25 protein-coding genes are annotated in these 25,943 nt (G+C 66.6%); 11 read left to right on the top strand and 14 right to left on the bottom strand.

Annotated features, from left to right (window positions below; translation table 11 throughout):
- Positions 1 to 4: 4 nt before the first annotated feature.
- Positions 5 to 691, bottom strand: coding sequence for a TetR/AcrR family transcriptional regulator (locus H9639_RS15160; protein WP_191808900.1), 687 nt, complete (start codon positions 689 to 691; stop codon positions 5 to 7).
- A 172-nt stretch (positions 692 to 863) separates the two neighbouring features.
- On the opposite strand from H9639_RS15160, the gene H9639_RS15155 reads away from it, so the two are divergent.
- From H9639_RS15155 to H9639_RS15125, 7 genes are all read left to right on the top strand, one after another.
- Complete coding sequence (locus tag H9639_RS15155; protein ID WP_318242116.1) at positions 864 to 2,555, top strand: amidohydrolase; 1,692 nt, start codon at positions 864 to 866, stop codon at positions 2,553 to 2,555.
- Complete coding sequence (locus H9639_RS15150) at positions 2,552 to 4,219, top strand: ABC transporter substrate-binding protein (RefSeq protein WP_191808898.1); 1,668 nt, start codon at positions 2,552 to 2,554, stop codon at positions 4,217 to 4,219. Before H9639_RS15155 ends, H9639_RS15150 begins: the two co-directional genes overlap by 4 nt.
- 1 nt (position 4,220) lies before the next feature.
- A complete protein-coding gene (locus H9639_RS15145; RefSeq protein WP_191808897.1) occupies positions 4,221 to 5,252 on the top strand; it encodes an ABC transporter permease in 1,032 nt (343 codons plus the stop codon).
- On the top strand, positions 5,249 to 6,109 hold the full coding sequence (locus H9639_RS15140; RefSeq protein ID WP_191808896.1) for an ABC transporter permease: 861 nt from the start codon (positions 5,249 to 5,251) through the stop codon (positions 6,107 to 6,109). The genes H9639_RS15145 and H9639_RS15140 overlap by 4 nt, the downstream gene beginning before the upstream one ends.
- Entirely contained in the window at positions 6,106 to 7,713 is a 1,608-nt protein-coding gene (locus H9639_RS15135) for a dipeptide ABC transporter ATP-binding protein (protein ID WP_191808895.1), read from the top strand. Before H9639_RS15140 ends, H9639_RS15135 begins: the two co-directional genes overlap by 4 nt.
- Before the next feature lie 98 nt (positions 7,714 to 7,811).
- The gene (locus H9639_RS15130; protein WP_191808894.1) at positions 7,812 to 9,230 is read left to right on the top strand and encodes an NAD(P)/FAD-dependent oxidoreductase; all 1,419 of its coding nucleotides are present in this window, start codon (positions 7,812 to 7,814) and stop codon (positions 9,228 to 9,230) included.
- Positions 9,231 to 9,323: 93 nt separating this feature from the next.
- Positions 9,324 to 10,325: a hypothetical protein gene (locus H9639_RS15125; RefSeq protein ID WP_191808893.1), complete on the top strand. Its 1,002-nt coding sequence runs from the start codon at positions 9,324 to 9,326 to the stop codon at positions 10,323 to 10,325.
- 9 nt (positions 10,326 to 10,334) lie between these two features.
- Here H9639_RS15125 and H9639_RS15120 read toward each other — a convergent pair whose 3' ends face one another.
- Together H9639_RS15120 and H9639_RS15115 are read right to left on the bottom strand one after the other, a co-directional pair.
- Positions 10,335 to 11,168, bottom strand: a complete 834-nt coding sequence (locus H9639_RS15120; RefSeq protein WP_318242115.1) for a transporter substrate-binding domain-containing protein — start codon at positions 11,166 to 11,168, stop codon at positions 10,335 to 10,337.
- 150 nt (positions 11,169 to 11,318) lie between these two features.
- Positions 11,319 to 11,957 (bottom strand): LysE family translocator, encoded by a 639-nt coding sequence (locus H9639_RS15115; RefSeq protein ID WP_191808892.1) that lies wholly within the window; start codon positions 11,955 to 11,957, stop codon positions 11,319 to 11,321.
- A gap of 103 nt (positions 11,958 to 12,060) precedes the next feature.
- Between H9639_RS15115 and H9639_RS17225 the strand changes: the two genes are divergently transcribed.
- Positions 12,061 to 12,699 carry a peptidyl-tRNA hydrolase gene (locus H9639_RS17225; RefSeq protein ID WP_318242114.1) on the top strand — a complete coding sequence of 213 codons (639 nt, stop codon included), beginning with the start codon at positions 12,061 to 12,063 and terminating at the stop codon, positions 12,697 to 12,699.
- Here H9639_RS17225 and H9639_RS15105 read toward each other — a convergent pair.
- Both H9639_RS15105 and H9639_RS15100 read right to left on the bottom strand, forming a co-directional pair.
- On the bottom strand, positions 12,696 to 13,142 hold the full coding sequence (locus H9639_RS15105; protein WP_191808890.1) for a hypothetical protein: 447 nt from the start codon (positions 13,140 to 13,142) through the stop codon (positions 12,696 to 12,698). The two genes, H9639_RS17225 and H9639_RS15105, sit on opposite strands and share 4 nt — an antisense overlap.
- A gap of 89 nt (positions 13,143 to 13,231) precedes the next feature.
- Positions 13,232 to 13,984: a hypothetical protein gene (locus tag H9639_RS15100; RefSeq protein WP_191808889.1), complete on the bottom strand. Its 753-nt coding sequence runs from the start codon at positions 13,982 to 13,984 to the stop codon at positions 13,232 to 13,234.
- Between the two features lie 176 nt (positions 13,985 to 14,160).
- On the opposite strand from H9639_RS15100, the gene H9639_RS15095 reads away from it, so the two are divergent.
- On the top strand, positions 14,161 to 14,466 hold the full coding sequence (locus H9639_RS15095) for a hypothetical protein (protein WP_191808888.1): 306 nt from the start codon (positions 14,161 to 14,163) through the stop codon (positions 14,464 to 14,466).
- A gap of 42 nt (positions 14,467 to 14,508) precedes the next feature.
- On the opposite strand, the gene nhaA is transcribed toward H9639_RS15095, so the two are convergent.
- The 5 genes from nhaA to H9639_RS15070 all read right to left on the bottom strand — a co-directional run bounded on the left by nhaA (position 14,509) and on the right by H9639_RS15070 (position 18,987).
- Complete coding sequence (gene nhaA, locus H9639_RS15090; protein WP_191808887.1) at positions 14,509 to 16,335, bottom strand: Na+/H+ antiporter NhaA; 1,827 nt, start codon at positions 16,333 to 16,335, stop codon at positions 14,509 to 14,511.
- A 39-nt stretch (positions 16,336 to 16,374) separates the two neighbouring features.
- Positions 16,375 to 16,758 carry an RNA-binding S4 domain-containing protein gene (locus H9639_RS15085; RefSeq protein WP_191808886.1) on the bottom strand — a complete coding sequence of 128 codons (384 nt, stop codon included), beginning with the start codon at positions 16,756 to 16,758 and terminating at the stop codon, positions 16,375 to 16,377.
- A 13-nt stretch (positions 16,759 to 16,771) separates the two neighbouring features.
- Positions 16,772 to 17,674, bottom strand: a complete 903-nt coding sequence (locus H9639_RS15080) for an HNH endonuclease (RefSeq protein ID WP_191808885.1) — start codon at positions 17,672 to 17,674, stop codon at positions 16,772 to 16,774.
- 10 nt (positions 17,675 to 17,684) lie between these two features.
- Complete coding sequence (locus H9639_RS15075) at positions 17,685 to 17,975, bottom strand: DUF1540 domain-containing protein (RefSeq protein ID WP_191808884.1); 291 nt, start codon at positions 17,973 to 17,975, stop codon at positions 17,685 to 17,687.
- A gap of 127 nt (positions 17,976 to 18,102) precedes the next feature.
- A complete protein-coding gene (locus H9639_RS15070) occupies positions 18,103 to 18,987 on the bottom strand; it encodes a hypothetical protein (protein ID WP_191808883.1) in 885 nt (294 codons plus the stop codon).
- Positions 18,988 to 19,046: 59 nt separating this feature from the next.
- Here H9639_RS15070 and zapE point away from each other — a divergent pair, with 59 nt between their 5' ends.
- Positions 19,047 to 20,099 (top strand): cell division protein ZapE, encoded by a 1,053-nt coding sequence (gene zapE / locus H9639_RS15065; RefSeq protein WP_191808882.1) that lies wholly within the window; start codon positions 19,047 to 19,049, stop codon positions 20,097 to 20,099.
- An 11-nt stretch (positions 20,100 to 20,110) separates the two neighbouring features.
- On the opposite strand, the gene H9639_RS15060 is transcribed toward zapE, so the two are convergent.
- From H9639_RS15060 to H9639_RS15045, 4 genes are all read right to left on the bottom strand, one after another.
- Entirely contained in the window at positions 20,111 to 21,055 is a 945-nt protein-coding gene (locus H9639_RS15060) for a hypothetical protein (protein WP_191808881.1), read from the bottom strand.
- Positions 21,052 to 21,423: a DoxX family protein gene (locus H9639_RS15055; protein WP_191808880.1), complete on the bottom strand. Its 372-nt coding sequence runs from the start codon at positions 21,421 to 21,423 to the stop codon at positions 21,052 to 21,054. The genes H9639_RS15060 and H9639_RS15055 overlap by 4 nt, the downstream gene beginning before the upstream one ends.
- 117 nt (positions 21,424 to 21,540) lie before the next feature.
- Positions 21,541 to 22,584, bottom strand: a complete 1,044-nt coding sequence (locus H9639_RS15050) for a LacI family DNA-binding transcriptional regulator (protein WP_191808879.1) — start codon at positions 22,582 to 22,584, stop codon at positions 21,541 to 21,543.
- A 5-nt stretch (positions 22,585 to 22,589) separates the two neighbouring features.
- Positions 22,590 to 24,314: a glycoside hydrolase family 13 protein gene (locus H9639_RS15045; protein ID WP_191808878.1), complete on the bottom strand. Its 1,725-nt coding sequence runs from the start codon at positions 24,312 to 24,314 to the stop codon at positions 22,590 to 22,592.
- Positions 24,315 to 24,593: 279 nt separating this feature from the next.
- Between H9639_RS15045 and H9639_RS15040 the strand changes: the two genes are divergently transcribed.
- The gene (locus tag H9639_RS15040; RefSeq protein WP_191808877.1) at positions 24,594 to 25,880 is read left to right on the top strand and encodes a sugar ABC transporter substrate-binding protein; all 1,287 of its coding nucleotides are present in this window, start codon (positions 24,594 to 24,596) and stop codon (positions 25,878 to 25,880) included.
- Positions 25,881 to 25,943 lie beyond the last annotated feature (63 nt).

Genomic DNA, 25,943 nt, shown 5'->3' with positions numbered 1-25,943 from the left:
GACGTCAACGGCGGACGTCCTGCTGGCTCTCACGTTCAGCGCTGTCCAGAATGGCGGCGAGGCCGGCGTCAAAAGCCATCAGTGAGTCCAGCCGGCCCAGCCCGGCATGGTGCCGTTCGAGCAGCGGGAAGTCCGAGAGCCGGGCGAAGACCCCCGGGCTCAGCCAGGGATCGTGCCCGCCGGAATCAGGCAGCCGCTGAACTTCCGCGGAAATCCCCGTCCCGAGCGCCAGGTTGAAGCTCTCCAATGCCGCGTAATAGTGCACCACCCGGTCCGGCGGCAGTCCGGCATCCGTAAGGCATTGCAGCACGAACTCGATCGACTGGAGCTCGCCGGGGCCGTAGGTGTCGGTGGCGAAGGATTCGCGGCCCAGTGCGGGATGCTCCAGGAAGGTCTTGAGGAGTTCGCTGCTGTAGGTCTCCAGCCGGGTGCGCCAGTGCTGACCGGGCCCGGCGGCAAGGGTCCGCTGCAGGGACTGGTCGAACAATCGGTCCAGCGCGGCCCGGATAATCGCGTCCCGGTTCTTGAAGTGCCGGTAAACGGCGGTGGCGTCGGCGTCGAGTTCCTGCCCCAGCCGGCGGACGGTAAGCCGTTCACCCGGTTCCTGGCGTGCCAGGCGGAGCACGGCGTCAAGAATAGCCCCGGGGTCCAGCCGGTTGCGGCGGTCCGGTGGCTGGGCGGGCTGGGCCATGTGCGGCTGCCTTTCGTCCTGGGCACGGTGACTCTCACGCTACATGATGCCGACCTGTCCCGGACTACGGTCAACGCCGTAGTCTGCTGTGATGTCAACACTGTTGACCAAATGTGATCCGCGCCATATCGTGACTGGCAGGGCTCGATATTTGCTACGAAAGGACACCTTGGTGCACGCGGAGATTCTCCTTGAGAACGGCTGGGTATACAGCGGCAATGATGCCGCCCCTGTCCAGGCCAGCCTGGCCATTGCTGGCGGGCGCATTCTCGCCGTCGGCACCGGGGACGTCATTGACGCCACCGTGGGAGCCGGAACGCAGCGCGTCGATCTGCGGGGACAGCTGGTGGTCCCGGGATTCCAGGACGCCCACATCCACCCCATTTTCGCCGGGATCGAAATGCTCCAGTGCGATCTGACGGGTGTTGGATCAGCGGAGGAAGCACTGGCCGCCATCGGAGCGTACGCAGAGGAGAACCCGGATGAACCGTGGATCCTGGGCGCCGGCTGGTCCATGGACCTCTTCCCGGGCGGAACACCGCTGAGGCAGCAGCTCGACGCTGTGGTCCCCGACCGCCCGGTCTTCCTCCAGAACCGAGACCATCACGGGGCCTGGGCAAATACGGCAGCCTTCGAGGCCGCCGGGATCACCGCCAAGACCCCCGATCCGGACGGCGGCCGTTTCGAGCGCGAGGCAGACGGCACTCCCGCCGGTACCGTCCACGAGGGCGCGGTGGACCTGTTCAACCACGCTAAGCCCGCCGTGCCCTACGAACTCGCCTACCGTGGCCTGCTTGCTGCGCAGGAGCTTCTGCTCGCACAGGGAATCACCGCCTGGCAGGATGCCTGGGTCCCCATTCCTGAAGGAGAGCACGCGGACAATCTCCAGGTCTACATGGACGCGGCCGCGGCCGGGGACCTACGGGTGCGCGTCACGGCCTGCCAGTGGTGGGACCGGACCGCCGGAATTTCCCAGCTGGAAGCCATCAAGAGCCGCCGGGACACCGTCGCGGCAGCAATCGATCCGCTCCAGCTGGATGCCAACTCGGTCAAGGTCATGGTGGATGGGGTTGCCGAAAACTACACCGCGGCGATGCACCACGTGTATCTGGATCACCACGGGCAGCACACGGAGAACCGGGGGATCGAGTTCTTCGACCCGGCCGAGATGAAGGAATTCGTCACCGCGATCGATGCCGCCGGTATGCAGGTCCACTTCCATGCGCTCGGCGACCGGGCCGTTACCGACGCGCTGGACGCCGTGGAGGCGGCCCGCGAGGTCAACGGACCCAACGACAACCGGCACCATCTGGCACACCTGCAAGTGGTCCGGCCCGAGGACACCCGGCGTTTCGCGCCCCTGGAAGCCGCTGCAAACCTTCAGGCGCTCTGGGCCTGCCACGAAGACCAGATGGACACCCTCACCCTGCCCTTCCTGGAGCCGGGGGCAGAGCAGCGCCACTATCCATTCGGCGAGCTGGCGGCCCACGGTGCGCGTCTGGTAGCCGGCAGCGACTGGCCGGTCTCCACCGCGGACCCGGTGGCTGCCATCCATGTGGCCGTCAACCGGAGGTCGCCGGGCTCGGACGCTCCGCCGCTCGGACCGGAATCCCAGCAGCTTACTCTGAAGCAGATCCTGGATGCCTACACCCAGGGCTCGGCCTGGATCAACCACCGGGAGGCCCAGACCGGCACACTCGAACCCGGAAAGCTGGCTGACCTGGCTGTCCTGGACATCAATCTTTTCGAGCTGCCCCTGGAGGACCTGCACCGGGCCTCCGTCACCCAGACCTGGATCGGCGGGGAATGCGTGTACCAGCGCCCGGCCACAGCAGCCCTCCCCGAAACTGAGGCAGCACAATGACTCCCGTGCCGGGCTCCACCCGGCAGGCACCGTTCCGCCTCGCCGCAGCGGGAGCCGCCGTCGTCGCCGTCAGCCTGGTCCTGGGCGGCTGCTCCGCCGGTGCGCAGGGCCTCGGGGAGACCTCGGACGGGGAAAAGTTCACGCTCAGCACGTCGAGCCCGGAACCGGGCTCGGAAATCGAGAACTTTAACTGGGCTATGTACGCGGAGCCCTACTCCCTGGACTATGCCTACTCCTTTGACTATCCGGACAACACGGTGCTCTCCAACGTCTGCGAGTCGCTGTTCCGCTGGAACGAGGACCTCACCACCTCTCCGGGGCTCGCCACCGGTTTCGCGAATCCGGACCCGCTGACCTGGGTTTACACCATCCGGGAAGGCGTGAAGTTCCACGACGGCACCGAGATGACAGCAAAGGACGTCGCGGCGTCGCTCTCGCGCCACATCGAGCCGGAGGTGGGATCCTTCTGGGCTTCCTCCTACCAGAATGTGGAATCGATCGAGCAGACGGGCGAGTACGAGGTCACGGTGCGGACCACCCGCCCGGATTATGTGTTCAACTCGGCCCTGGTGGGCGCCCCCGGAGTGGTGGAATCGGCCGCAACCCTGGAAGAAGCAGGTCCGGACTACGGCAACTCCACCACGGGCGTGAACTGCACCGGTCCCTTCCAGTTCGAAAGCTGGGAACCGGGGGAGAGCATCACCCTGCAGCGGTTTGCGGACTACTGGGACCAGGATCTCCGGGCTAAGTCAGAGCGGGTCACCTTCCGGATGCTTCCGGATGCGAACGCCCGGACCAACGCGCTCCAGACCGGGGAGATCGACGGCGGCTTTATGATCCCGTCGAACGCCATCGACCTGCTCAAAGCCAACGAAGATGCCGGCACGCTGTATTTCGGCACGGACACCTCGGTTCAAAGCATGGTGTTCACTGACCTCGAAGGCACCTTCAAAGACGTCCGGGTCCGGCAGGCGCTCATGATGGCGTTGAACCGGGATGCCCTGATCAACGCCGCCGAACAGGGTTACGCCACCGGGACGGATGCCCTCACCACCCGGAACGTCTGGAACGAAGCGTCACCGGAGACCGTGGACGCGGCGTTCGAAGCCCTGCCGTCCCTGCCCTATGACCTGGAAGAAGCCAAACGGCTCATCCGGGAGGCCGGAGCCGAAGGCAGCAAGTTCGTCTTCGCCACCGCTTCCCTGAACGCCGCGTTCGACATCACGGCACGAGCCATCGCCTCTGCGGCAAAGGAAATCGGCCTGGACCCGGAAATCCAGACCATGTCCAACGACAAATACACCACCCTGTTTTCCGATCCGGAGGCCCGGGAGGGCGTGGATCTGCTGGTGACCTCCTGGTACCTCTCCGCGAATGAGCCTTTGGAAATGTACAGCGTGCTCCGGACCGGGGACTTCAGCAACTACGGCGGCTGGAGCAACCCTGAATTCGACGGCCTGGTCAACGCCGCCTTCGAAGCCAAGGACCCGGACGAGCGGGCAGGGCTCACCGCCCAGGCCGCCCAGCTGGCCGCCGAGGAAGTTGTCTGGGGTCCGCTCTACGAAAGCGTCACCACCATGTGGCTGGGCAACCGCATCACCGGGGCCGCCCCGTCCATCAACTACATGTATTTCCCATGGGCAGCCAAGATTGGGGGTCGCTGACATGACCACTGCAGTACAGGCACCAACCGCAGCGGGCGCGCCGGGACCGGCTCCCGGAAAAAGGGCCAAAGTCCGGGCACGCGGTCCCGCCGTCTTTATCCTGCAGAAACTCGCGGTCCTTGCGGCAACGCTGTTCGTTGCCTCCCTGGCCGTCTTTTTCTCCCGTTTCCTGGTCCCTGGGGATCCGGCACGCTTCCTGCTCCGCGGACGCAGCCCGAACCCCGACGCGCTGGCGGAGATCACCCGCCAGTACGGACTGGATAAACCCGCCTGGGAGCAGTACCTCAACTGGATTACCGGCATCTTCCAGGGTGACTGGGGCCGCTCCCTGACCTACCGCCAGGACGTCACGGAAGTGCTCCTGAGCCGGCTGCCCACCACGCTGCAGCTGGTGGCCCTGGCCGCCGTCTTCATCACCGTCCTGGGGTTGCTCGCCGGCATCCTGGCCAGCCTGAACAAGGGGTTCGGCGACAAGTTCATCCTCATCACCCTGACCGCTGCCGGGGCCGTACCACCCTTCGTGGCGGCCATCGCCCTGGTGGCGCTGTTCTCGGTGGGCCTGGGCTGGTTTCCGTCCTTCGGCAGCGGCGACGCCGGCTGGGACCGGATCTGGCACCTCACGCTGCCCGCATTCGCCCTGGGCATCACCTACATCGCCATGGTCGCGAGGGTGACCCGCTCCTCCATGAACGAACAGCTGGTCCGCGAACATGTGGAGGTGGCAACCAGCCGCGGGCTTAACCGCGGGGCGGTGGTGCTCCGGCATGTCCTGCGCAACGCCCTGGGGCCCATCCTCACCGTCAGCGGTGTGCTGGTTGCCGGGCTGCTGGTCTCCAGTGCCATCATCGAGCGGACCTTCGGGCTGGCCGGAATCGGGCAGCTGCTGGTGACTTCGATCGACCGGCTGGATTTCGCCGTCGTACAGGCGATCGTCATGGTGGTCGTGGCCGCCTTTGTCCTGGTCAACACCCTCGTCGACCTTATCCAGCCCCTCATCGATCCGCGTATCGCGGCCGGAACGGAGACCCGATGACCCTGACGCTCCGCCTTCCGCAGCAGGCCGGACTGCGCCGCTACGGACAGCTCCTCTCACCTCTGGGCTGGGCAGCCCTGCTGTTCACCGCCCTGGTGGTGTTCCTTGCGGTGTTCGCTCCGGTCCTTGCACCTTATGACCCGGACTACGTGGACCTGAACAACGTGCTGGCCGGCCCCGGTGCCGGACATCTGCTGGGCACAGACGCACTCGGCCGGGACCTGCTCAGCCGGCTGATGCACGGCGGACGGACCGCACTGCTCGGCCCTACCCTCGTGATGATCGGGTCCACTGTGCTGGGCCTGCTCCTGGGACTGGCAGCGGGCTGGTCCCAGGGACTGCTGGGCCGGCTGCTCAGCCGGTTCTTCGACCTGCTCTTCGCCTTCCCGGCACTGCTGCTGGCGATGCTGGCCATCGCCCTGTTTGGCAAGGGACTTACCGCGCCGATCATCGCCATGACCATCGCCTACGTCCCATATGTGGCCCGCCTGACCCAGTCCCTGGTGGCTGCGGAACGCGGACGCCCCTATGTCCAGGCCTACCAGGTGCTCGGATTCCGGACCCCCTGGGTGGTCCTGAGCCGGGTGCTGCCAAACCTCATGCCCACCGTCGGCGCGCAGTCCACGCTCAACTTTGGCTACGTGCTGGCGGACCTCGCTGCGCTCTCCTTCATCGGACTGGGCGTCCAGCCACCCACCAGTGACTGGGGCGCCATGATCGAGGAATCCCGCGGCGCGCTGCTGGGCGGTCACCTGCTGCCGGCGTTCTGGCCCGCCCTGGTGATCGTCCTGGTGGTGGTGGCCGTGAACATCCTCGGCGAGGAACTTTCAGATCGAATCGGAGGAAAACTCGCATGAGCCGGCTATTGCAGATCCAGGACCTGACCCTGGGCTTCCCGGACAAAGCACCGCTGCTGGACACCGTCTCGCTGCATGTGGACGACGGCGAGGCCGTTGCCCTGGTGGGCGAGTCCGGGTCCGGGAAATCCCTGACCATCCGGGCCGCGATTGGACTCCTGCCGGAGCGGGCCGGTGTGTCCGGAACGGTTTCCGTCCGCGGACTGGACACCCTGACGGCCAGCCGGCAGCGCCTGATGGACCTGCGCCGTAAGGACGTCTCCATGATCTTCCAGGACCCCCGGGCCGGGATTAATCCCGTCCGCACCGTCGGCGATTTCCTGGGGGAGACGCTGCGGTTCCAGGGGCTCTCCCGGGCCGAGGCCATGGAGCGTTCGATTACGGCCCTGGAGCAGGTGGGGCTGCGGCGGGCCAAGGAACTCACCGGCCAGCACCCCCATCAGCTGTCCGGCGGTATGCTCCAGCGCGTGATGATCGCGGCGGCTTTGCTGAACTCGCCGAAGCTCCTGCTCTGCGATGAGCCGACCACCGCACTGGACGTCACCACGCAGGCAGGCATCGTGAGCCTGCTGCGGGATCAGCAGCAGGCCCGGGGCATGGGCATGCTGTTTATTACCCATGACCTGAACCTGGCGGCCAGCCTCTGCGAACGCGTTTACGTGCTCCGGAACGGCCGGGTAGTGGAGCAGGGAGCCACCAGGGACGTGTTCCTTGCCCCGCAGCAGGATTACACCCGCCAGCTGGTCAACGCGACGCCTGCCATTGAACTGGATCAGGTTCCGGAACGGGTGGACGTCCCGGGCGGGCAGCCGCTGCTGGCGGCAGCGGGCCTTTCCAAACGCTACGAGCTGGCCCGCGGTGAAGTGCTTACGGCCCTGGACGACGCCGGTTTCACCCTCCCCGAGGGCGGATCCCTTGGCGTGGTGGGCGAGTCGGGTTCGGGTAAATCCACGCTGGCCCGCCTGGTCGTAGCGCTGGAAACCGCCACCGAGGGGGAACTCACCCTCGGCGGGAACCGCAGGCCGCAGCGCCGGCTGGCGGCTGCCGAGCGCAAAATCCTTGCCAAGGACGTCCAGATCGTTTTCCAGGACCCCTACCTCTCCCTTGACCCGCGCATTCCCGTGGGCAAAGCCGTGGCCGACGTCTTCCGCCTGCACCAGCACCAAGGGCGCAGCGAAGCCCTGGACAGTGCCCGGGAACTGCTGGGACGGGTGGGGATCGCCGAGGACCGCTGCGACGCCCTGCCGCGGGCACTCTCCGGCGGGCAGCGCCAGCGCGTGGCCCTGGCGAAGGCGCTCGCGGCCCGTCCGCGGCTGCTGGTCCTGGATGAGGCAACCAGCGCCCTGGACGTTTCGGTCCAGGCTCAGGTGCTCGACCTGGTGGAGGAACTCCGCGACCAGTTCGGCCTCACCATCCTGTTCGTCACCCACGACCTGGCCGTTGTCTCCCGGCTCTGTTCCGAAGTGCTGGTGATGCACCAGGGCAGGATCGTGGAACAGGGCCCAACCGTCCGCATCCTGGCAGACCCTGCAGAGGAATACACCCGCAACCTCATCGGCTCCCGTCCCCGCCCGCTGTGGGACGAGGAACCTGCCCCGGCCTGATCCCGCCAGGATCCAGGACCAGGCCATAAGCTGGCGGCAGCTGCTGCCAGATCGCCCGGGTGCGGCAGCAACGCACCCTGAAACAGGAGAACAACCCCGTGAATACGACCGTTTTCGAACGGAATGTCCCCCAACCCGCCGTCGTCGCCAAGGCACTGGAGGACGCCGTTCACCGCCCGTTCTGGACCGACGAACTGCAGGACACCGCTCCCCGCCATCCCCGTTTGGAGGGAAGCACCGGGGCAGACCTGGTGATTGTTGGCGGCGGATACACCGGACTGTGGACGGCCCTGCGTGCCAAGGAACGGAACCCGGAACGGTCTGTGATCCTGCTTGAAGCGCAGCGCATCGCCTGGGCAGCCTCAGGACGCAACGGAGGCTTTTGCGAGTCAAGCCTCACGCACGGCTACGAAAACGGAAAAAACCGCTGGCCGGACGAACTCGACACCCTGGAACGCCTGGGCCTGGAGAATCTGGAACGTATGCAGGCTGCTGTGGAGAAGTACGGCATGGACTGCGACTGGGAGCGCAGCGGGGAACTCAACGTCGCCGTCGAACCGCATCAGGTGGAGTGGCTCGCTGAAGACGAGGTACCCGGCAGCGTCTTCCTCGATCAGGAGGCGGTGCGCGCCCAGGTGAATTCGCCTACCTATCTGGCGGGCCGCTGGTACCAGGATTCCGTGGCGATGGTCCATCCCTACAAGCTGGGGCTGGAGCTGGCCCGGGTAGTGGTTGAGCTGGGCGTGGAGATTTACGAGGAAACCCGGGTGCTGGGTTTGAAAGACCACGACGGCGGCGTCACCGTACTGACCGACGGCGGGCAGGTGGAAGCGGGCCAGGTGGTGCTGGGCACGAACGCCTATCCGTCACTGCTCAAGCGCAACAAGCTGATGACCGTCACGGTGTACGACTACGCACTGATGACGGAGCCCCTCACTGCGCTGCAGCTTGACGCGATTGGCTGGAATAACCGGCAGGGCATCGGGGACATGGCCAACCAGTTCCACTATTACCGGCTCAGCAAGGACAACCGGATCCTGTTCGGCGGGTATGACGCGCTGTATTTCCGCGGGGGACGCGTGAATCCCCGGCACGAGGACCGTCCCGCGACCTGGGAAAAACTCGCCGCCCATTTCTTCACCACGTTCCCTCAGCTCGAAGGGCTGAAATTCAGCCACAAATGGGCTGGTCCAATCGATTCCAGCACCCAGTTCTGTGCCTTTTTTGGTACGGCACGCAAAGGAAAAGTGGCCTACGCCGCCGGGTTCACCGGGCTCGGTGTCGGAGCAACGGCCTTTGCCGCTGACGTCCTGCTGGATCTCCTGGCGGGGGAGGAAACCGAGCGCACGCGGGTGGAAATGGTGCGGAAGCGGCCCCTCCCGTTCCCGCCGGAACCCCTGGCTTCGGTGGGGATCAACTTGACCCGGTGGTCCATGGACCGGGCAGACCACAACGGCGGAAAGCGGAACATCATCCTCAAGACGCTCGACGCCGTGGGACTCGGCTTCGACTCCTAAGCCGGAACTGAGGTGCCGGCGCCGTGGCCGCAGCGGAGGGCGGCGGGCGTAATCCTGCCGCCCTCCGCTGCGGCAACGGATAAGGTAAACCACATGGGGAATCAGCACTTTGGGGGAGCGCCGCACGCCGCGGCGGAACTAATCGCCGCAGTCCGGGGGATGGAAGCAGCCGGGATACCGCATCCGAAGGTTTATGTCATGACGGTGCTGCAGGCAGCCAAGACGCTGCTGGCCGCCGGTGACCGGGAACAGGGATCGGCCCTGTGCGAGCGGGCCTGGGCGTTCACCGAATCGGTGCCGGCCCTGAACCACGACCGCGAAGTCGCCGTCCACGTTTATGACGCGGGATGGGACCACCGCCGTCCGCGGGACGTGAACTATCTGACCGGAGCGTTTTCCCTGGCTCTCGAGGAATTCGGTCCCGCCAGCGGCTGGATACCGCACCTGATGCGGGAACTTCACGGGTACGTTCAGGATCAGGGCGGATGGCGTGGTTTCGGTTCCCTCCAGGATCCCGGACTGGCCGCGCAGGTGATTCAGGTGGCCGAAGCCGGCCTGCGGGAGTTCGCGCCCGGGACGGATCTGGAGGAACGCCGGCTGCGCGGCGAGGTCGCCGGTTACGCCACGGCCCTGCTGTTTTCTGCCGGTGACGAGCAGTGGCCCGCTGCCCTGCAGGAATGGTTCTCCACCCCGGTCAGTGAGTTCGAACCGAGCACCGCGCTGTTCACTTTCCTCCTTGATCAGCAGGCCTATGACCCGGCCCGTGAACTGGCGGAGCGCACACTGCAGGCCGTGGAAGCTGATCCGGCTTCCTCCGACGCGCAGCGGGCCGGCGCGGTCCTGGATGCAGCTTTCAGCATCGTCATGGCGCCGGATGCCGCCGGCCTTGCCCGCCTGCCGGAACTGGAGGAGCGGGCCGGCGCCCTGGCCCATGGCACCTTCAGCGACGAGGAAGCGCTCCTGCTGCAGGAAAAACTCTCCCGCTATATCCACGGCCGCATGGCCGGGGGCGGAGCCGCGCAGCCGGATCAACAGGCCATGTTCGACCGGCTGCGCTTCAACCCCTTCACCGCTGGCAGCGACGCGGGGAACTAGCTTCGGGGCCTAGCCCCACCAAGGCTGCTTGGCGGCGTCGTACGTGCCGTCATGGGCGGCCAGGTTCAGCCACTGGTTGACGTACTCCTGGAACACCGTGTCACCCAGCGGAAGCAGGTAGGCCTTCTGGGAGAAGTTAAACGGGTTGTCCGGATCCACCGCGCACAGTTCCGGGTATTCGTTGGCCACCCACTTCACCTCGGCGGCGTCGGTGGTCATCACGTCCGCCCGGCCGGCGACGATCTCATCGAAGATGGTGTTGTTGTCCTTGAAGCGGATGATCTCCCCGTTGGGGTAGTGCTTGTCCGCGAAGATCTCGTTGGTGCCGCCGATCGGGGTGATCGACCGGACACCCGGTGCATTGATTTCCTCCACGGTGTCGTAAAGGTCTTCCTTGCCGCACAGGGTGATCGGGGTTTTACCGTCGTCCAGGACCGGGTCGCTGTAGAACGCCTGCTCGGCCCGGGCCAGCGAAACGGACACCCCGCCTACTCCGATGTCACAGCCGGCCAGGAAATCGGGCATCAGGTTCTTCCACGAGGTCTGCACGTAGTCGACCTCCACCTCCAGCCGGGAAGCCAGGTCCTGGACCATGGCGATGTCGATTCCGGAGAACTCTCCGGTGTCCGGGTCCTTGTAGGTGAAGGGCCGGTAGTCGCCCGTGGTGCAGACCTTCAGGGCGCCCCGGGACTCGATGAGGTCCAGCCGTGATTCCGCCGGGGTGTCGCCACCGGCGGCATGGCCCTTCGTTTCACCGGCAGTTTCAGCAGCAGTGGGTTCGGTGCAGCCGGTGGCAAGCAGGACTGTCAGGGCAAGAACGGACATCAGGGGTTTGGCGGGCACAGCTAAATCTCCTAGGCAGTGGGGTGCGGAGTGAATCTCCGTTCCCTCAGTCCTAACAGTCGCGTTTGATGGTGTCTGCCCTAGTCAGACGGCAGTAAAGCCGGGATGCTGAAACGTTACCGGCCGGAGGCTTTCCAGCGGAGCGCGGGCCTAGTGCCGCACCGCGAGGGAGGTGCCGAAGCCCAGCAGCGCGACGCCGGTCAGCCGGTCGGTGAGTCTGACCGACCGGGGAGCCTGGAGAGTTTTCCGGGCCAGGTGGGCCGCCCCAATGATGAACCCGAACCAAGCCACGCTGAGCAGGTTATGGATGCCAGCCAGGGCCAGACCCATCAGGAGGGGGGAGGCGCCCTCGGGAATGAACTGCGGAATCATGGCGATGTAGAAGACTCCAACCTTGGGATTGAGCAGGTTTGTGCCCAGTCCTTTCGCCCACGCCGTGACCAGCCGTTCTCCGCTCGGCGCTGGCGCTTGATCGAGATCCGCTGTGGCCTGCCTCCGCCGGAAGGATTTCCACAGCAGGGACCCGCCCAGCCACAGCATGTAGGCCGCTCCGGCGAGCTTCAGCGCCGTGTATGCAGTCTCCGACGCCGTCAGCAGCGCTGAAATACCTACGGCGGCTGCGGCGCCCCACAGGAAGGCGCCGGTGTTGATACCCAGGCCCGTTACGACGGCGTGGCATGGGCTCTGGCTGATTGCTGAGCGAAGCACCATGGCTGAGTCCAGCCCCGGCATGATGGTCAGCAGCACGGCAACGGCGGTGAAACCCAGCAGGGCCTGTTCGATGCTCACGGGGAAATTGTATCCGGGCTCGGGACCCCGGCCCGGCACCGGCTGCCGCCCAAGGCCCGGCTCCGGAACCGGCTGCCGGCCAAGGTCATGGCAAGCTGGAGGAGTGCACCCCAGCGATACCGTTCAGCCCATCATCCTACGCGTCGACAAGGAAGAGCCCGCCGCGCACTGCGACGCGATAGCTGCGGCCGCTGTTGCCGGAGTGCTGGCGTACGCGAACCGGACCGGCGACGAGGCCTGGGAGGACTGGGTGTCCGGCCGCTTTACCAAAACCGTCCGCCGGGCCGGGCCCAAGCCCTTCGCGAAGCTCTGCGCCCAGGCTCCCTCCGGCGTCGTGAAGATCGGCCGGGCGGAAGCCGCCGCGTTCGAGCCGCAGCGTTATGAGGACATGCCGCGGGCACTGCGGGCGCTGCAGGTCTCTGGAACTGTGTTGCCACATACAGATCCGGCGTCGGTTACGCCGGGATCCCCCGTGATCGTGCTGAACGCGGACCTGTCCATGTCCACCGGCAAGGCAGCTGCGCAGGCCGCCCACGCTCTGCTGGCCTGGTTCCTGGAACTGGATCCCGCGCAGCAGCAGCAATGGGCGGCCCGGCCGGGGACTGGCGTACAGGAAGTTCCGCAGCGCAGCTTTGTCACGCTGCACGGCCGGCCGGGTTCGGGGCCGCTGATTGTCGATGCCGGGCTGACCGAAATCGACCCGGGAACTGCCACGGCTTTTGTCGCAGCGCCGGTCAGCTAACTGTCCCGCGGGGAACCGCCGCCGGGGAAGTCCGCTTCTGCCGCCCTGAGGATTGCTTCCTCGTCGCCAAGAACATCAACCGGCCGCTTCCCCTTGAGTATTTTGCTCGGGCGGCAGAACCACAGCACCAGTTCCTCGTCCGTCCAGCCGGCCAGCCGGCCCTGCCGGACAATGTCCTTGACCACCGGGACCATCCGGGCGCCGTCGGCATCGAACTGGAACCCCGGGTAGAGGAACGTTCCGTTGTCCGCCACGGCCAGGACGCGGGCCTTGCCCGTAAGGTGCTTGGCCCGCAGGTTATCCGGTGCGCCAAACCGCAGCCGGTCGGCGAGTTCGCTGACCGTATACAGGCCGAATTCCCTGCCGATTGACCGCCACCGATCGTCCGCCGGGCGCTGTTGCCCGCCGGAGGGGCGGGGCTGTTTTGGTCCCTGTGCAGTCATGGGGGCTACCGTACGCCCCCGCCCGCGGCAGGGGCAGACCCGGGCCGGAATCCGGCCGGTAGAGAGTCTTTATCGTGCGAGAGAAGGTTTCAGACCTTAACTGAGGGGGTGGCCAGCATCCTGGCCTGGCGGGCATGGGCTTCCAGATCCGCCGCTGCGGGAGCGGGCAGATCGATAATGCCGCGGAGCGCCCCGCGCAGGCTGCGGTAGGCGCCGTCGACCTCCGACGGAGCAGCCGCGCCGTCGAGGATGAGATTCAGGGCGGTCCGGGCGGTCGCAAGCTTGCTCCGTTCCTGGTCCGTGAGCTTCGACTGCCCGCAGCGCCGGGCGTAGTTCTCCGCCGTCCGCAGGGCCACCTCAAACCGGTCCACCGCCAAATGCAGACGGGCCGGATCAGATCCGCGTTCGGCTTCACGAATACCCTGCATGGCCACGAGGACTTCCCGGATCACCGGATCGGAGTAATCGGTCATCACCGGATAATCGATCAGGAGCGCGACGTCGGTTTCATACCGGGACCACGCCACGAGGGAGGAGTCCCGGCGGCGGCACGCGGCTTCCCAGGAACCCGTCCTGGCCTGTGCCTCGGCCCGGGCGGTGCGCTTACGCCGAAGCGCCCTGGAGGTTTTCTGCGCCCCGATACCCAGACCGGTCAGGGCTCCCACCGCCAGCGGAGGGATCACAAACGCGAGGACGAACGTGTACACCGGCGGAACGGCACCCCAAATGGCCCAGGCCGCAAAGCTGATCAGCGCGTACACACCCAGGACCACCATCCCGGCTGTGAACGCGAAAAGAACCAGTGCGGCCGCAGCCACTCTCCGGGCAATTCGCTTCAGCATCCCCACAGGATAGCCGCCCAAGCTGAATCGCGGCAGGGAATCCGGACAACCGGACGGCAGTGCACGAATCCGCTTTGAAACCAGCGGGGATGGCAAAAGAGGGCACACCGCGATTTGTGGCAAGACTGCGGATTTCCACAGTGAATCTTCAGGCAGGCCTACCTATGGTCAGGTGCATGGGGACATACAACGCACTTTCACCGAAGATCCGGGCCGCGGACTACCTCACCCTCCTGCCCGGGAGGCCCACCTCCGAAACCCGGCTATCCGCCGGAGCGGCACCGGAACCAGCGGCGCTGCCGCCGCTGGAGCCGGGCCAGGTTTACGTCACCACGAAGGGCACCGCCTACCATCCCGGCTGGTGCCAGGTGGTGCAGCGGACCTGGGAGTTCAACCGGTCCGCCCTGCAGATCCTGGCCGGTGCCAATACCGGGGACCGGCGGCTGTGCCGGTCCTGCGAGCGGGACTCAAAACTCCCCTGAACCGCGCCGGCCTCCGGCGGGGCCGGGCGAGCCGGAAGGAGTTCAGGCGCTGCCCGCGCGGGTAGCTTCAAGCGAACGGATCAGTGCCGCAGCATCGTAAGGGCCCCGGTGCCGCACACCGTTCACGAAGAACGTAGGGGTCGAATGCAGGTCCATGGCTTCGGCATCCAGGGCATCGTCCCGCACCCGGTTAACGACGTCGGCTGAACGCAGATCTGACTCAAAACGGTCCAGGTCCAGTCCAAGGCGCTCCGCCAAGGCCAGCAGGTCTTCCGGATCAAGGTGATCCTGGTCTGCGAAAAGGCCGGAAGCATACGGGCCAAAGCGGCCCTGCAGGGAAGCAGCCTCCGCCGCTTCCGCGGCCAGCACCGCGTGGGGATGGACCCGGGTGAGCGGCAGATGCCGCCAGACCCAGCGGAGCTCCGCACCGAAGTACTCGCGCACCTCGTCAACAACGCCAGTGGCCCGGCTGCAGAACGGGCATTCGAAGTCCCCGTACTCCACCAGGGTCAGCGGCGCGTCCGGCGCGCCGAACACATGATCCCGGCCGGGGTCCACCGGGCGGGCCAGATGCTTGCCAACCGGTTCGATCGGGGCGCGCACCTCCAGCACCTTGAACACCACGGTGCCGAGCCCAAAGGCCAGCAGCGATCCCGACAGCACCCCCACGCGGGCCTCGTTGGCCGCAGCGGGGTCATGGATCGCCAGGCTGATGATAAAGAGCGAAATCGTGAACCCGATGCCGGACAGGGCTGCGCCGCCGGCGATCCGGCCCAGCGTCAGGCCGGGCCCGAATTCTCCCGCTCCCAGCCGCCGGAGCAGAGCTGAGATACCGAAGATTCCGGTGAACTTGCCCACCGCCAGGCCGCCGGCAACGCCCCAGGTGAGGGGGGAGCGCGCTGCAGCCGCGAGCGTGGCGCCGTCGAGCTGGACGCCGGCATTGGCCAGCGCGAACAGCGGCAGGATCAGATAGGAAACCCACGGCGCCAGCGCGCTTTGGAGCCGCTCGTTGATGGAAATGGACTCCCGCAGGCTGCCGGCCGCGGCACGCGCATACTCGGAGTTGGGTGACTGCCGGAACGTCTGTGCCAGTTCCAGCGCCCGTTCCACCTCGTGCCGGCGCGGCGCGAAGACCGGAACAAACAGTGCGACGGCGACACCGGCCAGAGTGGGGTGGACACCGGCGTAGTAAAACGCCAGCCACGTTGCCGCGGCCAGGACCGCGTAGGCCGCGCCCCGGCCGCGGGGAAGATACCGGGAGGCAGCGACAGCGGCCAAACCGCCGAAGCCTGCCAGGAGCGGCAGAACCTGCAGCTGTTCCGTGTAAACCAGGGCGATGATGCTCAGCGCCGCGACGTCGTCCACCACTGCCAGGGTGAGCAGGAAAATCCGCAGCCTGCCGGGAAACCTTGGTCCCACGATGGCCAGGGCTCCGAGCAGGAACGCGGTGTCCGTCGAGATCACCACACCCCAGGCATGGGCGTACTCCGTACCCCCGGCGATGACCAGGAAGATCACGGCGGGCAGCGCAATGCCGGCTGCCGCGCCGGCGACCGGAACCACGGCCCGGGAGCGGTTGGTCAGTTCCCCGAGCGCGAACTCGCGGCGCACTTCCAGCCCGACGGCGAAGAAGAACAGGGCCATGAGGAGATCGTTCACGACTTCCTGCAGCGTCAGCTCCAGGTCCCAGCGTCCGGCCCGCAGCTCAACAGTCGTTTCCCAAAACTCTGAATAGGTGAAGGACAGGGGAGAATTCGCCCAGAGCAGGGCCAGCAGCGTGAAAAGCAGGAGCAGGGCCGCGGCCCGTTTTTCCTGGCCCAGAGCACCCAGGCGGACGAGCAGCCCGCTGACACTGTGGCTGCTGGACATGGGCTGATCCTTCCTCCGGGCCGGATGCTGCGTCAGAGACTAGCGGTCACCGCGGAGGCGTTCCATCTCCCGGCGGTCCTTTTTGGTGGGGCGCCCGGTGCCGCGGTCCCGCTGCGGCAGGCCAAGCGCCGGGGCCGGGGGACGTTCCGGGGTGTGGTCGGTGAAGCAGTGCGAGGCGGCTTCGGCGCCCACCCGTTTGGAAATGAGTGCCCGGACCTCCAGGATCCGTTCGAAGCCCGGCTGCCGGACCCGGATGCTGTCTCCGGGTTGTACCGGCTGCGCGGCCTTGGCCGGGTTGCCATTGAGCTTGACATGCCCCGCACGGCACGCTGCGGTGGCAGCGGAACGGGTTTTATAGGCACGGATGGCCCACAGCCAGGCGTCAATCCGCACGCTCTTCGGGGTGCTGGTTGGAATGCTCATGATGGTCCCGAGTTTAGTCCGGACGGGGCGTGCGGGTCCTCAGCAGCCTGGCAGCGTCCGCTTGGGCCTGCACCGCCTCCGGCGAGAGCAGGATCCCGTCCACGGCCTGCGCGGCGGCGGGACTGCGCTGCGCCTCGAGCAGGCGGCGCAGCTCTGCCGGGGTGTAGGGATCGGGGGAGCCGGCATGGGCCATTGCATGGCAGTTGGGGCACAGAGGAACCAGATCCACCGCCGGGTCCAGGGCATAGGTCTCGTCCACCAGCCGGGGCGGCACAATGTGGTGAACCTGCATCAGCTGTGCACCGCCGGAACCAAAGGCCGCGGCAAAGTCGAAACCGCAGGCAGCACACGCCGGACCGTGATGGACCAGGCACATCCGCGCGGCGTCGGGATCGTTCTCCCAGCGGCTCGCCAAGGACCAGCGCAGCGCCTGCTGGGGCAGCGTGCCCGGGACGGGAGAGACGGCCCGGCCGGGAACACCGGCCACCTGCCGGGCCCATGCGGCGCGCAGCGCATTCCCGGCGCGCCCGTCGAGAACCGCAATGCCGCCGTCGCCCTCGAGGGCATCCGCTGGCAGGTCAGGCAGCAGCGCGGGCAGCGGAATCTGCTCTCCCAGCGGCAGGAGCATGTCGATGTCCACGTCCGCGACGGTGAAAAGCGTTCCTTCGCCCGCATCAGCGATGTGGTACGGAAATGACACGACGACGCCGTGGCCGGCCACGCCGGCAGCTTCACCGGGAAGCACGAACCAGGTATCGGAGCCGGGCTCGATTTCCGGGTTCGCCGAGACGTCCCAAACAACCCGGAAAAACCCGGCGTCCTGTGCCCCGGCTGCCGCTTCGGAATAATCCGGCTGCCAGGCTTCGGGCCACACCGGATCCCAGCCCAGCAGGACAGCGGTCACCGGCTGCTCCACCAGCGGAGTCTCAACGCGGCTGATACGTGAGACAGTCGGCGAACTCGGCTCCGGGACCAACACGCACGTCATGCGCATCGCACATCAGGTGATCGTTGAAGCGGCATTCGCCCCGCTGGCAGGCACCCACGCTCGCAAGGACTTTGGGAAGCCCCCCGGTTGCAGAGGTATCAATGAACGTCGCGCAGCTGGCGTGTTCCGGGGCGCCGCCGACGGTAATCGCGTACGCGGTGCAGCCGTCATGGTTGAAATCGCAGTTGTGGACAGAACAGTCGGAAACGGGTGCTACGTGGTTAGTCATGGTTCCTCCCGTGCAGTGGCCGGAGTACTTCTTGCCTGAATTCCGAACGTACCATCGTTGCCGGTGAATAATTAGCACGAATTTTCGGACCCTAATTCAGCCGGTATTCACTTCGGCGCACAGCCGGCTACCGGCGCAGGATCGACACGGCGAGCAAGATCGCGGCAACTGTCAGCGTGAGGCGCAGCAGGAAGGAGGCCTCGGGATAACCGCCCCGGAGCACGGGCCGCAGCCGTCCGGTGCGGGCCGGCCAGGAGCGGGCATCACAGCGGATCACGGTAATCGTAAAGATAATGCCGCCCCCCACACCGCAGACTGTGGTCAGCATGCCCACCAGCGTGGACTGCGCCGTCAGCCCGCCGGAGAGCAGCACGCCCACAGCCAGGCCCAGGGCACTGCCCCGGCCGACGAAATCCAGATAGCGGCCCATCGCCGGCAGGAAGACGCTCAGGAACCGGCGGACAGCGGGACCGCGCAGCAGCGCACCGGCTGCCTTGGTGCGCAGCGGCCGCACCGTGGATAACTCATCGAGGGTTTGCGCGTTCCGGACCGCGGGTTCCAGCTCTGCCACGGCATTCCGGATCAGTGCTTCCTGCTCCGGCACCAGCTCAGGACGCCTAAGCAGGGACGCCAGGGAATCGGCCGCCAGCCGGCGCTGAACGGCGTCGGGCCGCGACCGCCGTGCCTGCTCAACCCGGCGGAGCCAGCCACCGTCCGTCCCGCGCAGTATCAGGCGGGGATCGGCAACCGAGCGGGCGGCCCGCCGGGCGTAGGCCGCAGCGTTCTGCCGGCCGGCAGGAACACCGCTGCGCAGTTCAGCGGCCCGTGCCGAGACCAGTTCAAGGTAGCGGTCCTGGAGAGCGGGCAGGCCGGTGTTATCCCAGCACGCGCGCGTGACCGTGAACACCCCAAAGACCGCGGACACCAGAGCCGTTGTCTGGGCAACGGTCCAAAAATCCAGGACTGCCAGCAACTCCCGCACTTCCGCCCCCGCCTTCGTCTGGATATCCACCAAAATCCTGCCACACGGCTGTATTTGGAGCCGTACTTCAGGGTCGGTATAACCGGTATATGACCTCAGCGCAGCCGGACCATCTGATCGACGTGCTGGTCCGGCAGGCGGAGGGCGCGGGAATGGAACTTGATGCCGGCCAGCGGGCGGTCCTGCCGCTGCTGGCGCGTGCGGCTGCTGTGGCCGGGTCCGGGGATCCGGTTCCGGGCAGTTCCGTCTATCTGTGGGGACCGCCGGGCCGCGGCAAAACCTGGCTCCTCGACGCGTTCTACGCCTCCGTTCCGGTGGAGCGGAAACGGCGGCTGCACTTCCATGACTTCTTCCGTGAACTCCACGCCCGCACTTTTGCCGGGTACGGCAATCCGGGGTACCGCCAGGGGTCGGCGTTCGCGGACGGGTTGGACGAGCTCCTGGGCGACGCCCGGCTGGTCTGCTTCGATGAGTTCCATGTCAACGGGCCGGCGGATGCGGCGTTTGTCACCCGGTTCCTGGAGCAGGTCCTGGCCCGGGGGATCGTGCTGGTGGCGACCTCGAACTACGCACCGCAGGACCTGCTTCCGGATCCGATGTTCCATCACCTTTTTGAACCCGGAATCGCACTCATCACCGAGCACCTGCAGGTAGCCCGGCTGGACGGCGGGGTGGATTACCGTTCCCAGGACCGGTGCCGGCCATCCGGGTTCGCCGCCGGATACCACCTGCGCCACGCGGGAACCCAGCTCCTGACCGCTGCTGGACTGTGCCCTCCGGCACCGGAGGAAAGCCGGGTCCTGAGGCCTGGCAGCGTTCCCCTTACCGCGGACCGCGCGGGGAACGCCCAGCTCTGGTTCCGATTCTCCGAGCTGTGTGAGGCGCGTTCAGCGGCTTCGGACTATCTGGCGCTCGCAGCTGAGTACCCCCACTGGGTGGTTTCGGATGTCCCGCAAACCGGCCAGGCCGGTCCCGACGCCTGGCAGCGCTTCGGCAACCTGGTTGATGTCCTGTACGACGCCGGCTGCCGCCTGGACGTGATTGGCTTTGCCGATTACGACGGCGTGTTCCCGGGTGCTGCGCACGAGGTTGACCTGGCACGTACCCGCAGCCGTTTTGGCCTGCTGAGGGTCCTGAAGTAGCAGCACCGGGGTCAGCGCAGGGAGTCCAGCCTGGTTTCGGCCTTCTCAACGGCCCGGCGTGCCGCCCGGGCCTCGCGGCGGGCTGCGTCGCGGGACCGTTCCAGGGTCCCGCGGCGCCGGTCCACGGTGTTGACGCTGCGTTCGAGTTCCCGGATCTGTTCCTTGAGCTCGTCGATCTCATCGGTCAGCCGGTCCCGGGCCGCGGTTTGTTCTTCCAGGTCCGCCAGAACGGACGCGAGCCGGGATTCGGCCTGGCCGGCTGAGTCCCGTGCGGCGGCCAGCTCCTGTTCGGCGGCGGCGAGTGCTTTGGCACGGCCGGCCTGCTGTTGCCGGCTCGGTTCGCTGTCCTTGGTTTTCCCGGGGGCCGCCGGGCTGCGGCGGCCCTCTTTTGTCCGGGTGCCGGCAGTCACCAGCGGCGACGCGGTGTCCGGCTCCGCTACCGCGCCGTCAAGGTCCACCGGTTCCCAGCCGTTGGCTTCCAGACTGCGGACCAGACGTCCCGTTGCCAGTGCCGCGGCAGCGTCGGCGTCTGTCATTGCGGCCCACAGTGTCTGTTCGACCTCGGCCGCCACCGCAGTGCTGACCGGATTGCCAACCTCGTCGGCCAGTTCGCGCGCCTCCCGGGCCAGGGAACGGAGCATGCGGTGCCGTTCGGCGTTAAGCCTGCGCAGTTCCTCCCGGTCAAGGTCCTGCTGTGCCTCGCGCAGGGAGGCGCCAAGAGTCAGGACGTCCGTGATTGCCTCTTCCCGCTCCCGGACCAGCAGGTTTGCCAGCCACGCGGCGGCGGAGGGCTTGGGCAGGGCCTTGAGCCGCTTCCCCAGCTCCCGTTCTCCACGGCGGGCTGCCTCCGCTGACCGGGCGTTACGGGCAGCGGTGAATTCGGCGGGCAGCAGCCCGTAGAGGCCGGTGACTATCTCCGCCGGATCTGCTGCCGAAGACTCCTGGGCGGCATTCATGCCGGGTGCGGACCGAACCGGCCGACGGCCACGAGGACATTCACCACCAGCAGGATTGCCGGCAGCGCCACGCGCTGCCGCTCACCGCGGCGCAGATGGACGAGCACGGCCAGGGCCATCATGACAGCCAGGGCACAGGCCGCGATGGGGGTGAGGACGGGAGCGATGTCCGTGGCGGCGGGAAGCAGCAGGCCAATTGCTCCAAGGATTTCAGCAACACCGATGAGTTTGACGGCCCACGCCGGGAAATCGGCGGGCCAGCGGAGCACCCGGACCAGTTTCGGATACGGCTGAACCAGGCGCATGACACCCAGGCCAAAATACAGCAGCGCCAGCACGATCTCCGCAACCCATAGAAACACCAGCATTGATGGTTCCTTCATCCCCCTGTGATGCCGGAAGCCCGGCACCGCCATCCTATCCAGCCGAGCGTGGCCCGCATACTGCCCGTCGTTCTCCCGGGGCCCAAACTGATCGGCGGACTGTCAGGCCCGGAACGCAGACGGCACCGCGGTGCTGGAGCGGACCACGAACTCCGTGGGGTAGAACCCGTGCAGCAAGTCAGCAGGGACACGGTTGTGCTGCAGCAGCGAAAGCACCGCATTGACCGCGGCGACGCCCTGGCCAGCCGGGTCCTGACTGATAGTGGTCAACCCGAAAACCTCCCCAAGTTCGTGTCCGTCAATGCCGATCACCGACACATCCTCGGGAACCCGGAAACCCAGCTCGCGGGCTGCCAGGATCGCACCGATGGCTATTTCGTCTGCCGCGCAGAAAATCCCCGTCACCTGGCCGGCAGGATCGGCCAGCAACCGTTTCGCAGCGGCGAAGCCGCCGGCGACGCTGAACGGGGAGTTGCTCAGCCACTGCGGTCCTGACGGCAGACCAGCTTCGGCCATGGCATGGAGATAGCCGTCCTGCCGGGTGCTGCCCAACCGGAAGTCCCGCTCAAGTTCTTCGCCTCCACCGATGTGCGCGATCCGGCTGTGCCCCAGGGAGATGAGATGGCGGGTGGCCAGAGCTGAGATGCTGAACTCATCGACCCGGACTGTTGGTGTCTCCGGCAACGGCCCCCCAATGGCCACGATCGGTTTGCCGACCTCGCGGAGCTGGCCAAGCTCCTCATCTGTGAGCCGCAGCGCGACCGTGATAACGGCATCGAGCCGTTTGCGGCGCAGCATCTCCTTCAGCACGCTTTCTCGGTGGCCCGGGCCGTCGCTCGTGTTGTAGAGCGTGAGGTCGTAGCCGGCTTCGATCAGGGCAGATGCCGCACCCTCGAGGACCTGCGAGAAGTACCAGCGCCCTACAGTGGGGATGACGATTCCGATGTTGCGGCTGCGCCCGGAAGCCAGGGAAGAGGCGTTGTAGGAGATGACAAAGCCAAGCTCGTCTGCCGCTAGTTGGACCCTCCGGCGGGTAGCATCCGAGACCCTGCCCTTCCCGCTGAGCGCCCGCGAGACGGTTGCAGCCGAGACCCCTGCCCGGACTGCGACTTCCTTAATACCTGCCCCACGGGCGTTCCGTTCCACGCTGCCTAGGCTAGCCGAAGCCACACTGCGGCGTCTGGGGCCAGAAAACCGTCCTGCCCGGCCTCCGGGACGCTGCGCACCAGCAGCTCACCTGCCGGCAGCTCCACCGGTTCCGACCCCATATTCATCAGGGCCAGGACGTTCCCGTTGACCAGCGCCACCACACTCTGTGCATCGTGCTCCGGCCACCAGGCCAAGGACCCGTGGCCCAGGTTTAGTTCGCGTCGCAGTGCCAGGGCATCCCGGTAAACGTTCAGCGTTGAGTTGGGATCCTGTTCCTGCAGGTCCCTGGAAAGCTCCCGCCACTGCTCCGGTTGCGGCAGCCAGCTCTGGCCGGTGCTGCTGAACCCGTACGACGGCGCGTCCGCCACCCAGGGCAGCGGCACGCGGCAGCCGTCCCGGCCGAGGCGCTCCCCGCTGGTCCGGTGGAAGGTGGGGTCCTGCCGGTGGCTGTTCTCCAGCATGGTGTGGTCCGGCAGGCCGAGTTCCTCGCCCTGGTAGAGGTAGACCCCGCCGGGCAGGGCGAGCATCAGCAGGGTGGCCGCCCGCGCGCGGCGAAGGCCAAGGTCGTGGTCTGGCTGCTGGTCCTCCGGTCCCAGTCCGTCGCCGGGACGGGTATGGCCGGGGGCCTGCCCGAACCGGGAGACGTGGCGGACGACGTCGTGGTTGGAGAGCACCCAGGTGGTGGGGGCACCGACCTTGTCGAACGCTTTGAGGGAGGTTTCGATGGTGCTGCGCAGATTCCCGGCGTCCCAGGGGTGGTGGAGGTAGGCGAAGTTAAAGGCCTGGTGCATTTCGTCGGACCGGACCCAGTCGGTGAGCCGGTCCAGCGGGTCGATGGTGGCTTCGGCGCAGAGCACGCGGTCGCCGTCGTAGTCCTCGAGGATTTTGCGCCAGGACCGGTAAATGTCGTGGATTCCGGCTTGGCCGAACATGGGTGCCTCGTGGCCGGGGAAGCCTTCGATGGAGGCGCCGTCGGCGCGGCCGCCCCAGTCCGGGAGACCGGACTTTTTGATCAGGGCGTGCGCGACGTCCACGCGGAAGCCGCCGACGCCGCGGTCGAGCCAGAAGCGCAGGATGCGTTCGAATTCCTTGTGGACGGCGGGGTTGTCCCAGTTGAAGTCGGGCTGGGTGGAGTCGAAGAGGTGCAGGTACCACTGGCCCGGGGTGCCGTCGGGGTTGGTGATGCGGGTCCAGGCGGGACCGCCGAAGTGGGACTGCCAGTTGTTTGGCGGGTTTTCGCCGTTTTCTCCGGTGCCGTCGCGGAAGATGAACATGTCCCGGGCGGGGGAGTTTTCCGGGGCGGCGAGGGCGGCCTGGAAGAGGGGATGCTGGTCGGAGCAGTGGTTGGGGACCAGGTCAACGATCACCCGGATGCTGTGTGCCTTTGCGGTGGCGACGAGGGCATCGAAGTCTTCCAGGGTGCCGAAGAGGGGGTCGACGGAGCAGTAGTCGGCGACGTCGTAGCCGGCGTCTTTCTGGGGGGATTTGTAGAACGGGGAGAGCCAGATGGCGTCGATGTCCAGTTCGGCGAGGGCGGGGATTTCGGCGGTGATGCCGGGAAGGTCACCGATGCCGTCGCCGCGGAGGTCGCGGAAGGAACGGGGGTAGATCTGGTAGATCACGCTGGAGCGCCACCACTGACGGTCGCGTTCAGCGGAAGCCTCATGGACCGGCACCAGGCAGGCGCCCGGAAGCGGGGTGGACGGGTCGGCAACGGAGCTAAGCATGCCTTGCATCCTAAGCGACACCCCGGGGAAGAATGCAAACGCTTGCGCAATATTTTCCTGCGTGTTGTTCGGGAGTTTCCCCTCTCCCATCTGCAAGATCCCAAGCGGCGCACCTGGAAGAACGGTTCTAATGTGCGGATTCATACTGTGACTGGACGCACAGTGCGCACACGCTTACACTTTCCCCATGCCATCGTCCGGGTCTCGGTCAGGCATACCTTGTCTCCCTGGCCTGCAAGGCCATTCATCACCCGCCCAAAACACAGAAGAGGTACACCAATGAAGGTGCGCACAACGGGTACGACGGCGTTTGGCCGGCGTACCTTTACTCTCGGTGCCGTGTCGGTCACCGCGGCCCTGGTCCTCAGCGCCTGCGGCGGTTCCGACGCCGGCGAGTCCACTGAATCATCCGATCTCGCTTCCGGCGGAGCCACCACGCTCACCATGTGGGTGGACGCCGAACGCTCACCCGCCCTGACCGACGTCGCTGCCCGGTTCAAGGAAGATACCGGCATCGAGGTCAAGCTGGTCACCAAGGACTTCCAGCAGGTTTCCGACGACTTCATCACCCAGGTTCCCAGCGGCAAGGGCCCGGATCTGATCGTCGGCCCGCACGACTGGCTGGGCAAGTTCGTCCAGAACGGCGTTGTCGCCCCGATTGAGTTGGGCGACAAGGCCGGGCAGTTCCAGGACACCGCTGTTCAGGCCATGACGTACGAAGGCAACACCTACGGTGTGCCGTACTCCATCGAGAATATCGGCCTGCTGCGCAACACCGACCTGGCACCGGAACCGGCGGCGACCATGGATGAGGTCATAGCCAACGGCAAGGCCGCCGTGGACGCCGGCGCCGAGTTCCCCTTCCTGGTTGGTCTGGACCCGAAGCAGGGCGACCCGTACCACCTTTATCCGCTGCAGACCTCGATGGGTGCTCCGGTCTTCGGCACCGATGAGACCGGGGGATATGACCCGTCGAAACTGGAGCTGGGCAACCCCGGCGGTGCTGAATTCGCAGCTAAGCTTCTGGCCTGGGGCGAAGCCGGAGACGGCATCCTGAATTCGAACATCTCCCCGGACATCGCCAAGGAGAAGTTCAACGCCGGCGCCTCACCGTACTTCCTTACCGGCCCCTGGAACGTCCCGGATGCTCAGGCGGCAGGCATCAACCTCGCCGTCGACCCGTTGCCCACAGCCGGTGACCAGCCGGCTCAGCCGTTCGTCGGTGTCAACGGCTTCTTCATCAGCGCCAAGAGCCAGAACGCACTGGCTGCCAACGAGTTTGCCCTGAACTACCTCACCACCGAGGCCGTGCAGGACGCGATGTTCAAGGCCGGCGGCCGCCCGCCGGCGCTGACGGCTTCCTTCGACAAGGCCGCCAGCGATCCGATTGTTGCTGCCTTCGGCGAGATCGGAGCCGAAGGCGTGCCGATGCCGGCCATTCCGGAAATGGAAGCGGTTTGGGCTGACTGGGGCGGCACAGAGCTGGCCCTGATCAAGGGCGAGGGTGATCCTGCCGCCGCCTGGGCCACCATGGTCTCCAACATCCAGTCCAAGATCACTAAGTAGCGGCACCCAACTAGCCGCAGGCGCCAGCAGGTCCGGGCGGGTCACCCCGTCCGGACCTGCGCC

Source organism: Arthrobacter gallicola, assembly GCF_014836775.1.
In the GTDB taxonomy this organism is placed as follows: domain Bacteria; phylum Actinomycetota; class Actinomycetes; order Actinomycetales; family Micrococcaceae; genus Arthrobacter_B; species Arthrobacter_B gallicola.
The sequence above is the reverse complement of the archived record's forward strand: the minus strand, read 5'-3'. Positions and strand labels throughout refer to the sequence as shown.